This window comes from Pseudomonas sp. AMR01 (genome assembly GCF_041946035.1).
GTDB lineage: Bacteria > Pseudomonadota > Gammaproteobacteria > Pseudomonadales > Pseudomonadaceae > Aquipseudomonas > Aquipseudomonas antarctica_B.
In genome coordinates this window covers 126,050-138,375 of sequence record NZ_JAUTYR010000013.1, presented here as the reverse complement: position 1 = coordinate 138,375, position 12,326 = coordinate 126,050, and the positions used below count along the sequence as shown (strand labels likewise).

Sequence of the window (12,326 nt, the reverse complement as noted above, 5' to 3'; positions counted from 1 at the left end):
CCGAGTGGTGGGGCGGAGCGTTTTTGGTTACTTTTTGCGCTCTTCAAAAAGTGACCCGCTGTAAGAGCGGAACCGATATCAGCCGTTACCCAAATAACGGATATACACACCGACAACCCACCCCCATCACCGCGAAGATCACCCACAACCCCGCCTTTTCGCCAAGCGGCCTGCCGTTCGCCCCGGTTTGTCGTTATACTCGTCGGCTTTCAAAAGTTCGCCAACGAGTGCTGCCCGCCATGGAAATCAACCCGATCCTTAACACCATCAAGGACCTGTCCGAGCGCTCCGAAACTATTCGGGGGTATCTTTGACTACGATCAAAAGCATGAGCGTCTGACCGAAGTCAATCGCGAGCTTGAAGATCCGGCTGTCTGGAACAAACCTGAATACGCCCAGGAGCTGGGCCGCGAGCGCGCTGCGCTGGCGCAGATCGTCGACACCCTCGACGAACTGAACACCGGTCTGGGCGATTGCCGCGACCTGCTGGACATGGCCGTCGAAGAAGACGACGAAGGCGCAGTGGGCGATGTCGTCGCCGAGCTGGCCCGTCTCGAGGAAAACCTCGCCAAACTCGAATTCCGCCGCATGTTCAGCCATGAAATGGACCCGAACAACGCCTACCTGGACATCCAGGCCGGTTCCGGTGGCACCGAAGCCCAGGACTGGGCCAACATTTTGCTGCGCATGTACCTGCGCTGGGCCGACAAGCGCGGTTTCGACGCGACCATCATGGAATTGTCGGCCGGTGAAGTCGCCGGTATCAAAGGCGCGACCGTGCACATCAAGGGTGAATACGCCTTTGGCTGGCTGCGTACCGAAATCGGCGTACACCGCCTTGTGCGCAAAAGCCCGTTCGACTCCGGCAACCGTCGTCACACCTCGTTCAGCGCGGTGTTCGTCTCGCCAGAGATCGACGACAAAGTGGAAATCGAGATCAACCCGGCGGACCTGCGCATCGACACCTACCGCTCCTCCGGTGCCGGTGGTCAGCACGTAAACACCACCGACTCGGCCGTACGTATTACTCACGTACCGACCAACACCGTGGTGAGTTGCCAGAACGAGCGTTCCCAGCACGCGAACAAGGACACCGCCATGAAAATGCTGCGGGCCAAGTTGTACGAGCAGGAAATGCAGAAGCGCAACGCCGCTTCCCAGGCGCTGGAAGACACCAAGTCGGATATCGGCTGGGGTCACCAGATCCGTTCTTATGTGCTTGATGCGTCGCGGATCAAGGATCTGCGCACTAACATCGAACGCAGCGACTGCGACAAGGTGCTCGACGGCGATATCGACGAATACCTGGAAGCCAGCCTGAAATCAGGCCTGTAACCCCTGTAGGAGCCGGTACGCCGGCGATTCCCAGGCCGCAGGCCTGGGGGCAACGAACCTGTGATGGAATTTCAAAAGACATGAGCGACCAACAACTCGACCCGCAAGCCCTGCAACAGGAAGAAAACTCCCTGATCGCCCTGCGCAAGGAAAAGCTGGCCGCCGAGCGCGCCAAGGGCAATGCCTTCCCCAACGACTTCCGCCGCGAAAACTACTGCGATGCCTTGCAGAAGCAATACGCGGACAAGACCAAGGAAGAGCTGGCAGACGCGGCGATCCCGGTCAAGGTGGCAGGTCGCATCATGCTCAACCGTGGCTCGTTCATGGTGATCCAGGACATGACCGGTCGCATCCAGGTCTACGTCAACCGCAAAACCTTGCCTGAAGAAACCCTGGCCTCGGTGAAAACCTGGGACATGGGCGACATCATCGCTGCCGAAGGCACCCTGGCCCGTTCCGGCAAGGGCGACCTGTACGTTGAAATGACCAGCGTGCGCCTGCTGACCAAATCCCTGCGCCCGCTGCCGGACAAGCACCACGGCCTGACCGACACCGAGCAGCGCTACCGCCAGCGCTACGTTGACCTGATCGTCAACGAAGACGTGCGCCAGACCTTCCGCGTGCGTTCGCAAGTCATAGCGCACATCCGCAGCTTCCTGATGGCGCGTGACTTCCTGGAAGTGGAAACGCCGATGCTGCAAACCATCCCCGGTGGTGCTGCAGCCAAGCCGTTCGAAACCCACCACAATGCGCTGGACCTGGAAATGTTCCTGCGTATCGCGCCGGAGCTGTACCTCAAGCGCCTTGTTGTCGGCGGCTTTGAGAAAGTGTTCGAGATCAACCGCAACTTCCGTAACGAAGGCGTTTCGACGCGTCACAACCCTGAATTCACCATGTTGGAGTTCTACCAGGCCTACGCCGACTACGAAGACAACATGGACCTGACCGAAGAACTGTTCCGCGAGCTGGCGCAGCTGGTGCTGGGCAGCACCGACGTGCCGTACGGCGACAAGGTGTTCCACTTCGGCGAGCCGTTTGTGCGTCTGTCGGTGTTCGACTCGATCCTCAAGTACAACCCTGAGTTGACTGCCGACGACCTGAACGACATCGACAAGGCCCGTGCCATCGCCAAGAAAGCTGGCGCCAAGGTGCTGGGCTTTGAAGGCCTGGGCAAACTGCAGGTGATGATTTTTGAAGAGCTGGTCGAGCACAAGCTGGAACAGCCGCACTTCATTACCCAGTACCCGTTCGAAGTGTCGCCACTGGCCCGTCGCAACGATGACAACCCGAACGTCACCGACCGCTTCGAGCTGTTCATCGGCGGCCGTGAAATCGCCAACGCCTACTCCGAGTTGAACGACGCGGAAGACCAGGCCGAACGCTTCATGGCTCAGGTGGCCGACAAGGACGCCGGCGACGACGAAGCCATGCACTACGACGCTGACTTCGTTCGCGCGCTGGAGTACGGCATGCCGCCAACGGCGGGTGAAGGTATCGGCATCGACCGCCTGGTGATGTTGTTGACCAACTCGCCGTCGATTCGGGATGTGATCTTGTTCCCGCACATGCGGCCACAAGCGTAAGCGTAGCGAAATCCGAAGCCGCCTTTTATAAGGCGGCTTTTTTGTGTGGCGTATTCAGCCGTCAGGCGTGATCGTTCCCACGCTCTGCGTGGGCATGCATCTCGTGACGCTCTGCGTCACCAACGGGCGCGGAGCGTCCAAAGCGGTATTCCCACGCGGAGCGTGGGAGCGATCATTCATCGGTGTATAGGAAGGTCCGTTTGAACCGCGTAATGGCTCAAGAAGGCGCCGCCGGCATTGCTGCAGCCGTGGCTGAAAGTGTCCAGTACCAGGGCCGCAAGGCCAGTCGCCGGGGCAGCGAACAGCGCCGGCAAGAAATTCTCGATGCGGCCATGCGCATCGTGGTGCGTGATGGCGTGCGGGCCGTGCGCCATCGCGCGGTGGCGGCGGAGGCCGGGGTGCCGTTGTCGGCCACCACCTACTATTTCAAGGACATCGATGATCTGCTCACCGATACCTTCGCCCAATACGTGGAACGCAGCGCTGCCTTTATGGGCAAGTTGTGGGTGCGCAACGAGGGCCTGCTGCGCGAGATGGTTGCCTACGGCGATGGCAGCCCGCAGTCGCGCTCTCAGTTGGCCGATGACATTGCACGGCTGACCGCTGACTACGTGCAGCGCCAACTGATCAACCGCCGCGAGCACCTGATGGCCGAACAGGCCTTTCGTCAGGAGGCGTTGCTGAACCCGCGCCTGGCCGAGCTGGTGCGGTCCCATCAACAGATCCTGCTGCAAGGCACCGGGCAGTTTTTCCAGATGCTGGGTTCGCGCGAGCCACAACAGGATGCCAAAGTGTTGACGGCGATTATCGGTCGGATGGAATATCAGGGCCTGCTTGGCGGCCCAGAGCCTCTGACCGGTGAAGACATGCTTGAGATCCTCAAGCGCTACATGCATTTGGTATTGGCCTCGGTCTAGCCCTGTGCACACTCTGCTTTAGGTGGGAGCTGATGGGGTATTGGATGAAAACCTGGCGTGTGTTTGTAATCACCTTGTCATTCCTGTTGCTCAGCGGTTGTCTGGTGACATTTAAAGACCCACTGCCAGCCAGCCAAGCCGCGCCCGACGCGTTGATCGGCCGCTGGTCGAGCAAAAACGCCTGGGGCGAACCGCTCAACCTGCAGATTAGCCGCGCCGGTGGGCACCGCTATAAAGCCGTGAGCTACCCTAAGGCCAAACCGGGGCAGCGCGACGAATACCTGTTTAGCGTGTCGCACCACGGCGGCCGCTGGTATTTGTCGGCGCCGTTACCGGCCAAACTGGGTGGGCATTTCATCCTGGCCGGTTTTGAATTCGACGAAAAACACGAATTGGTGGTCTACAACCTGGACCTGGAACAGATTCACCAAGCCATAGGCCAACAGTCATTGCACGGCAGTACCGTGGAAACCGTCGAAGGCGACGGCGTACTGGTCGACAGCCCCATGAGCCAGGTGTTTGCCTACCTGGATGACCCGGCCAATGCCGATGTGTTCGTTGAAGCCGTGCGCTACAAGCGTACGGGCCAATAACGTTTAAAGAGGAAACACCGGGTGGACGATTACCAGCAGACGATACGCACTTTGTCCGATCGCATTGTGCTGGCGCAAACACCGATTCGCGTCCTCGACGCCGTGAAGTGGGACGAGAATATTCGTCAGGGTTTCCTCAAGGCCAAGGGCAAGGAAATGCCTGCCGTGAGCCGCGATTACTACCTCAACCGGCCTTTGTCATTCGACTCCAGCGCGGTGAAACTGGAGTTCCAGAACATCGAGCGTGACATCACTCGGCGCCTCGGCCAGTTCAGCCCGGTGGGGCAGATCATGCGCCGCATGTGCCGGGAATACCGCATGGTGGTGCGCATGCTCGAAGCGCGCGGCACCGAGGACTTTGGCCTGATCTCGCAAGAGCTGTACGGCGCTGCGTCCGATGCGTTTCACGCCGGCGACCCGACCCTGGCCGACCTGGGGCTGATGCTTTCCGACTACTTGAATAACATCGACGGCCGTGGCGACCTCAAAGACGAACCCAAGACCCTCACCGCCAAAGATGCCGTCGCGCTGCTGCAAACCCGTTTGAACAAGGTGTTTGGCGAGGCTGAAGAAACCATCCGCGTGTTTGAGTCCGATGGCATTGTTGCCGACGCCGCGGCGGGCGCCGACTACATCAAGATCCGCGCCGACGCGATGTTCAACGACCGTGACGTGCGCGCCCTCGAAGTGCATGAGGGCCTGGTGCACGTCGGCACCACGCTCAACGGCCAGAACCAGCCGATCTGTACGTTCTTGTCCAAGGGCCCGCCGTCGTCCACCGTGACCCAAGAAGGCCTGGCGATTCTGATGGAGATCATCACCTTCGCTTCCTACCCGAGCCGCCTGCGCAAACTGACCAACCGCACCCGTGCCATCCATATGGTGGAAGAGGGCGCCGACTTCCTGCAGGTGTTCGAGTTTTTCCGCGAGCAAGGTTTTGAAATGGCTGAAAGCTACGGCAACGCCAGTCGCGTATTCCGAGGTTCTACGCCGACTGGTCTGCCATTTACCAAGGATTTGTCCTACCTCAAGGGCTTTATCATGGTCTACAACTACATCCAGCTCGCCGTGCGCAAGGGCAAGCTGGAACAGGTGCCGTTGCTGTTTTGCGGCAAGACCACGCTGGAAGATATGCGAACCCTGCGCCAATTGGTCGACGAAGGTTTGGTGGTGCCGCCCAAATACTTGCCGGAGCAGTTCCGCGACATGAACGCGCTGGCGGCATGGATGTGCTTTTCCAACTTCCTTAATCACCTGAGCCTGGATCGGATCGAGGCGGATTACTCGAATATCCTCTGAAGAAACCGCGTTCAGAATGTGGGAGGCTTGTTGTGGCGAGCAAGCTTGCTTGCGCTGGGGTGCGAAGCAGCCCCAAAAGCCGACTCCAGCTACGCTGTCGAACGGGAGCAAGCTCCCTCGCCACAGCAAGCCCGCTCCCACATTTGGATCTCCACAGGTCTACAAATTTCAGCTCAACAGCGAGGCTTCAACGGATGAGAATCCTCGGCATTCTTTGCCTGCTACTCACATTGAACGGCTGCAGCTCCCTGCTGTTCTACCCCGAGCCCGGCCTGCCGTTTACGCCGCAAAAAGCTCACCTGGCGTATCGCGACGTCACCCTCACCACCGCCGACGGCGTAAAACTGCACGCCTGGTGGCTGCCGGCCAAGCCCGGTGTGCCGCTCAAGGGCACGGTGCTTCACCTGCACGGCAATGGTGGCAACCTCGCCTGGCACCTCGGCGGCAGTTGGTGGTTGCCGGAGCAGGGCTACCAAGTGCTGCTGCTGGACTATCGCGGCTACGGGTTTTCGGAGGGCAAGCCATCGTTGCCGGCGGTCTATCAGGACATCGACGCCGCCTTCAGCTGGCTCGATAAAGCCCCGGAAACTCAGCATCAGCCTTTGATCGTGCTCGGCCAAAGCCTGGGTGGCGCATTGGCGGTGCATTACCTGGCGGCCCATCCCGAGCGCCAAACCCAGCTCAAGGCGCTGGTGCTGGACGGCGTGCCCGCCAGTTATCGTGACGTAGGACAATTCGCCCTCAGCACCTCTTGGTTAACATGGCCGTTTCAGGTGCCCCTGTCGTGGCTTGTGCCGGATGGCGACAGCGCGATCAACGCCATGCCCCGGCTGACCGGTGTGCCCAAATTGCTCTTCCATAGCCTGGATGACCCGATCGTGCCGTTGGCCAATGGCATCCGCCTGTACCAGGCCGCGCCGCCGCCGAGGGTGCTGCAACTGACCCGTGGCGGGCATGTGCAGACGTTCGCCGACAAAACCTGGCAGACCGTCATGCTGCGCTATCTGGACGATCCGCAGCACTTCAACGGCCTGCGCCGCCTGGGCGAAGTTCCGAATTATCCGACTCCAAAAGTTGATTCATCAGAGAGCCCGCAATGAGCGAAGAACGCAACATGATCCCGCTGATCCTCACTGGCATCGGTACCATCATCGGCACCGTTGGTTGCCTGTGGTTCTACGGTTACCTGCATTTTGCCAAGCCTGAGGACGCGTTGCTGCTCAGCGAGTTCACCATGCTCAAGACCGTGCCGGGCGAGGATTACAAGGTCTCTCTGACTCCGGCCGCGCAAGTAGCGCAATGCGTCGACGGCGTGCTGGTGATGTTCGACACCGAGCAAAAAGGCTTGAGTGGTGTGCTGGTCAATAGTCAGAAGCAGGCGGTGCGTTGCATGGGCCAGGAAACACCGCAATTGCAGCAATAACCTTCGCGTTGGAAATATCTGGAACCGTATCCCGTAAGAAGCCACTGACTGGGTTGTCAGTGTTGCTGATAGCCAACTTACGTAGTGCGAATCTGGGAGCGGGATCATGGATATTGCTGCAATTGGCAAGATGTTGGGCATGGCCAGGGGCCAAAGCGAACTGGATCAGGGTGGCGCTCAGGAAGTTGAGCAGCAGGAAAAACAGGAGCCCGACCTGATCAAGAAACTGATGGAAATGTTGTCAGTCGCTGGTGCTCAAGGCGCCGGTGCCTCAGGCTCTGATTCTTCGGATACTCAGAAGAGCCCCGAGGAGCTTGAACAGCTCGCCGCGGGTCGCCAAGGCCTGGAGGCCATGATGCCGGGCAATGATAACGGTCGCCAAATCAACGTCTGACCGGCAATAAAAAACCCCACCATGAAGGTGGGGTTTTTTTATCCAGCGTCAATCAATCAGTTGGCCATCGACGAACGTGGCTTAACCGGCTGGTTGTCATTGGAGATAGTCACTTCAACGCGACGGTTCATGGCACGGCCCGACGCGCTGCCGTTATCGGCAACCGGGTATTCCTTGCCGTAACCCTGGGTCACGATGCGCGAGATATCCACGCCTTGCTGAGCCAGTGCACGTTGTACGGAGGCCGCACGACGCTCGGACAGGCTCTGGTTGTAGGAGTCCGAACCGGTGCTGTCGGTGTAGCCTTCGACGATCACTTTACGGTCCGGGTTGTCGCGCAGGAACTGAGCCAGCTTGGTGATGTTAACCAGACCGGCGGATTTCAGGTCGGACTTGTTGGTGGCGAACAGTACGTCACCGAACGTTACCAGCGTGCCGCGCTCGGTTTGCTTGGCGTTCAGGCTGTTTTGCAGTTGCTTGATCTGCGCATCACGGGCGTCAAGCAGTGCACGGGCGCGTTCGTCACCGGCGTTTTTCAGCTTGGCTTCGGACTCGCGCAACACGATGGTGTCTTTCGCCACTTCAACGCGCTGGTTGGTCAGATAAGCCAGTTGGTCGACTTTCTTCTCGTCTTCCTTGTCGCGGTAAGCCTTGTCAGCCTTGTCCAGCCAATCGCTGGCGTCTTTGGTTTCCAGGGCCGCAAGCTTGGTGGCTTGTGGGTTGGTTTGCAGGGCCGAGTAGTTGGTCCGTGCGTTTTCCAGGTTCGCGTTAGGCGGGGTAGAGCAGGCCGCCAGGGCAACGCTCATCGCCAGCAAAGCAGGGATCATCACTTGTTTACGCATAATCGTGTCGTCCTTTCAATTCGTTATCAGGTGCGATGCAGTCAAGAGGCAGTGGCTTATTGCTGCTGGATAACAGCAGGGCGCATGCCTTCTTTGCGCAGCTCATCAACGGCTTTCTGAGAGTCTTTTACCGCCTGTTGAGCCTTGGCGGCCTGAGATTTACGCTCAGCAACGCGAGCATCCCACTCGGCCTGTTCAGACAGCTGACGGGCCTTTTCGTAGTTCTTGTCGTGCATGGCGATTTCGGCTTCTTTGAACTTGTCCTGAGCCGACTTCATTTCTACAGGTGCGTACTCGGTGCCGCCGGCGCTGACTGCGCTATTCACCGCAGACTGAGTTACAGCGTACTGTTCGGTTGGCGGGTTGCCGGCGCAACCAGCCAAAACAAAGCTGGTGCCGATTGCCAGCGCGGCCAATTTGAGCCCGCGCAGGTGGTTAAACGAGGATTTGGCAGTGCTGGTCTTCATCGTCTTCAACTCCATTAGGTAACTCCTGAAAAACATCAAAATCCATCTGGATGGGGCGGTTGCGGGTCCGGCGGTTAAGCACATGACGCCTATTCAAACGGCCGTTCCAATGTGATGGCTTACCTGCTGTGACCGGAGGCTTTTTTCAAAAGTTCAGCGAAGATGGCGAATTGCCTAAAAAAAATATCTGACCGAATGGTCAGCATGATAACGGTGGAACTTTAGCTGTGCGCAAAGGTACGCCGAGCCCCCGCCAGGCCCGGAATATTTGGGTTAAACCGGCTTTTTGGATGTTTATCAATGGTTCTGTTCGTCGGTACTGTCTGACAAATCATGTAGATAGCGGCGCGATAAAGTCAGAAAGCGCGGGGTAGGGCCGACGTCTTCGTACAGCGGATCGCCCTCTTCATCGGTGGCGACCACATGCTGGCCCTTAACGTATGGAAAGCTCGCTTCAAGCTCTTCAAGCGCGGCGCCGATCAGCTCGCCGAGCAGCTCATCGGTGGTGCGCTTGGGGTACATCTCGGAGATGGCGGCCAGCCGCGCGGCGGACTCCACATCCAGATGAATCGCGTATTCGGTTTGGGTCAGGCGACCCTTGGCATTCTCTTCCCAATGCTGGGCCAGCTCTCGAATTTTCATGGCAACCTCAGTTAAGCCCACAGGTTGCGGGCGGTGATGAGCGACCAGCCGCTCGCGTGGATAAACGCAGCGACTCAGTATTGAGACTAGCTGTAAGTCACAAGGTTTAAAGTCTTGTCAGAAATGGAAGCTGGCGGCACTCTGGACCCCCTGCGCGTCCCGGATTTCTGGCTGGAGATTGGCTGATGAGTGATATCGATGCACGCTTGCGTGAGGATGTTCACCTGCTGGGTGAGCTGTTGGGCAACACCATTCGAGAGCAGTACGGCGATGATTTTCTCGACAAGATCGAGCAGATCCGCAAAGGCGCCAAGGCGGACCGGCGTGGAGCTGACTCGGAGAAAGCCGCAGGCGATGAGCTGAGCGCGAGCCTGAATCAGTTGCAGGAAGACGAGCTGCTGCCGGTGGCGCGGGCCTTCAACCAGTTTCTCAACCTGGCCAACATCGCCGAGCAGTACCAGTTGATTCATCGGCGTGATGAGTCGCAACCGGCGCCGTTTGAATCCCGCGTCTTGCCGGAGTTGCTGGCCCGCCTGCAAAGCGAAGGTCACAGCGATGAATCCCTGGCCCGGCAGTTGGCGCAGCTGGAAATCGAACTGGTGCTGACTGCCCACCCCACCGAAGTGGCGCGCCGTACCCTGATCCAGAAATACGATGCGATTGCCGCGCAACTGGCGCTGCAGGATCACCGTGACCTTACCCCTGCCGAGCGCGAGCAAATCCGCGAGCGCCTGCAACGGCTGATCGCCGAAGCCTGGCACACCGAAGAAATCCGCCGCATCCGGCCCACCCCGGTGGACGAAGCCAAGTGGGGCTTTGCGGTGATCGAGCATTCGCTGTGGCACGCCATCCCGAATTACCTGCGCAAGGCCGACAAGGCGCTGCATGCTGCGACGGGCCTGCATTTACCGCTTGAGGCGGCGCCAATTCGCTTTGCCTCGTGGATGGGCGGCGACCGTGACGGCAACCCGAATGTCACCGCGCCGGTCACCCGCGAAGTGCTGTTGCTGGCGCGCTGGATGGCGGCAGATTTGTATTTGCGCGACATCGATCACTTGGCCTCCGAGCTGTCGATGCAACAGGCGAGCCCGGCGCTGCAAGCCAGGGTCGGCGACTGCGTCGAGCCTTATCGCGCGTTGCTCAAGCAACTGCGTGAACGCCTGCGCGCCACTCGCCAGTGGGCCCACGCTTCATTGACCGCCAGCACCCCGGCACCGGCGGAGGTTTTGCAGGACAACCGCGACCTGCTCGACCCGCTGGAGCTGTGTTTCCAGTCGCTGCACGAGTGCGGCATGGGCGTGATCGCCGACGGCCCGCTGCTCGATTGCCTGCGGCGTGCCGTGACGTTTGGCCTGTTCCTGGTGCGCCTGGATGTGCGTCAGGATTCCAGTCGTCACTCGGCGGCCATGACCGAAATCACCGATTACCTGGGCCTTGGTCGTTATGAGGACTGGGACGAAGAGGCGCGCATCAGCTTCCTGACCAAGGAACTGGCGAACCGTCGACCGTTGTTGCCCGGTTACTTCAAACCGTCGGCAGACACCGCCGAGGTGTTGAACACCTGCAAGGAAGTCGCCGCTGCGCCTGAGGCCTCATTGGGCTCGTACGTCATTTCCATGGCCGGCGCCGCGTCCGATGTGCTGGCGGTGCAACTGCTGCTTAAAGAGTCGGGCGTGCAACGGCCGATGCGGGTGGTCCCACTGTTCGAAACCCTGGCCGACCTGGACAACGCAGGGCCGGTAATGGAGCGCCTGCTGCAACTGCCGGGCTACCGCGCGCGCTTGCAGGGCCCGCAGGAAGTGATGATCGGCTACTCGGACTCGGCCAAGGACGCCGGCACCACCGCTGCGGCCTGGGCGCAGTACCGCGCCCAGGAGCGTCTGGTAGATATCTGCCGCGAACAACAAGTGGAACTGCTGTTGTTCCATGGTCGCGGCGGCACCGTTGGCCGTGGTGGCGGCCCGGCCCACGCGGCCATTCTGTCGCAGCCGCCAGGCTCGGTGGCGGGGCGGTTCCGCACCACTGAACAAGGCGAGATGATTCGTTTCAAATTCGGCCTGCCGGACATCGCCGAGCAGAACCTCAACCTTTATCTGGCAGCCGTGCTCGAAGCCACACTGCTGCCACCACCGCCGCCCGAACCGGCATGGCGTCATTTGATGGACGAATTGGCGGCAGACGGTGTCAGCGCTTACCGCGCCGTGGTGCGGGAAAATCCGCAGTTCGTTGAATATTTCCGTCAGTCCACCCCGGAGCAGGAGTTGGGTCGTTTGCCGCTGGGCAGTCGCCCGGCCAAGCGGCGTGCCGGCGGCATTGAAAGCCTGCGCGCGATTCCGTGGATCTTCGGTTGGACCCAAACCCGCCTGATGCTGCCAGCCTGGCTGGGTTGGGAAGCCGCACTGAGCAAGGCGCTCGAACGCGGTGAAGGTGAGCTGTTGGGGCAGATGCGCGAGCAGTGGCCGTTCTTCCGTACGCGCATCGATATGCTGGAAATGGTGCTGGCCAAGGCGGATGCGGACATCGCGCGCCTCTATGACGAGCGCCTGGTGCAGCCTGATTTGCTGCCGTTGGGTGCGCACTTACGCGACCTATTGTCGCAGGCATGCAGCGTGGTGCTTGGCCTGACTGGCCAGTCGCAACTGCTGGCCCACAGCCCGGACACCCTGGAGTTCATCCGCCTGCGTAACACCTACCTCGACCCCTTGCACCTGTTGCAGGCCGAATTGCTGGCGCGCTCGCGTGAGCAGCAAGCGGCGCAGGACAGCCCTCTGGAACAGGCGCTGCTGGTGTCCGTGGCCGGTATTGCCGCAGGGTTGCGCAACACTGGTTAA

Annotated in this window: 13 protein-coding genes; 10 read left to right on the top strand and 3 right to left on the bottom strand. The window is 59.9% G+C overall.

From position 1 onward, the window contains the following. The 9 genes from Q7C20_RS14595 to Q7C20_RS14555 all read left to right on the top strand — a co-directional run. On the top strand, positions 1-314 hold a 314-nt coding region (locus tag Q7C20_RS14595; RefSeq protein ID WP_375068247.1), incomplete at its 5' end, for a hypothetical protein. Continuing rightward, a protein-coding gene (prfB, locus tag Q7C20_RS14590) for a peptide chain release factor 2 (protein ID WP_375068242.1) occupies positions 240-1,335 on the top strand; the annotation gives its coding sequence in 2 pieces (ribosomal slippage) (positions 240-311 and positions 313-1,335; 1,095 coding nt in all). The genes Q7C20_RS14595 and prfB, both read left to right, overlap by 75 nt. A gap of 80 nt (positions 1,336-1,415) precedes the next feature. Further along, on the top strand, positions 1,416-2,918 hold the full coding sequence (lysS, locus tag Q7C20_RS14585; RefSeq protein WP_375068241.1) for a lysine--tRNA ligase: 1,503 nt from the start codon (positions 1,416-1,418) through the stop codon (positions 2,916-2,918). Between the two features lie 200 nt (positions 2,919-3,118). After that, positions 3,119-3,835, top strand: coding sequence for a TetR family transcriptional regulator (locus Q7C20_RS14580; RefSeq protein ID WP_348058335.1), 717 nt, complete (start codon positions 3,119-3,121; stop codon positions 3,833-3,835). Between the two features lie 44 nt (positions 3,836-3,879). Next, on the top strand, positions 3,880-4,428 hold the full coding sequence (locus tag Q7C20_RS14575) for a hypothetical protein (RefSeq protein ID WP_375068239.1): 549 nt from the start codon (positions 3,880-3,882) through the stop codon (positions 4,426-4,428). A 21-nt stretch (positions 4,429-4,449) separates the two neighbouring features. Beyond that, complete coding sequence (locus Q7C20_RS14570; protein WP_348058339.1) at positions 4,450-5,727, top strand: flavohemoglobin expression-modulating QEGLA motif protein; 1,278 nt, start codon at positions 4,450-4,452, stop codon at positions 5,725-5,727. A gap of 194 nt (positions 5,728-5,921) precedes the next feature. After that, a complete protein-coding gene (locus tag Q7C20_RS14565) occupies positions 5,922-6,827 on the top strand; it encodes an alpha/beta hydrolase (RefSeq protein WP_375068236.1) in 906 nt (301 codons plus the stop codon). Beyond that, entirely contained in the window at positions 6,824-7,150 is a 327-nt protein-coding gene (locus Q7C20_RS14560; protein ID WP_375068234.1) for a hypothetical protein, read from the top strand. The genes Q7C20_RS14565 and Q7C20_RS14560 overlap by 4 nt, the downstream gene beginning before the upstream one ends. A gap of 106 nt (positions 7,151-7,256) precedes the next feature. Next, positions 7,257-7,544: a hypothetical protein gene (locus Q7C20_RS14555; protein WP_375068232.1), complete on the top strand. Its 288-nt coding sequence runs from the start codon at positions 7,257-7,259 to the stop codon at positions 7,542-7,544. Positions 7,545-7,600: 56 nt separating this feature from the next. Here the strand turns inward: Q7C20_RS14555 and Q7C20_RS14550 are convergent, their stop codons facing one another. The 3 genes from Q7C20_RS14550 to Q7C20_RS14540 all read right to left on the bottom strand — a co-directional run bounded on the left by Q7C20_RS14550 (position 7,601) and on the right by Q7C20_RS14540 (position 9,495). Further along, entirely contained in the window at positions 7,601-8,386 is a 786-nt protein-coding gene (locus tag Q7C20_RS14550) for an OmpA family protein (RefSeq protein WP_375068230.1), read from the bottom strand. Positions 8,387-8,442: 56 nt separating this feature from the next. Then, entirely contained in the window at positions 8,443-8,868 is a 426-nt protein-coding gene (locus Q7C20_RS14545; protein WP_348058348.1) for a DUF4398 domain-containing protein, read from the bottom strand. A 282-nt stretch (positions 8,869-9,150) separates the two neighbouring features. Continuing rightward, complete coding sequence (locus Q7C20_RS14540; RefSeq protein ID WP_375068228.1) at positions 9,151-9,495, bottom strand: pilin assembly protein; 345 nt, start codon at positions 9,493-9,495, stop codon at positions 9,151-9,153. Between the two features lie 185 nt (positions 9,496-9,680). Here Q7C20_RS14540 and ppc point away from each other — a divergent pair, with 185 nt between their 5' ends. Continuing rightward, complete coding sequence (gene ppc / locus Q7C20_RS14535; RefSeq protein WP_375068225.1) at positions 9,681-12,326, top strand: phosphoenolpyruvate carboxylase; 2,646 nt, start codon at positions 9,681-9,683, stop codon at positions 12,324-12,326.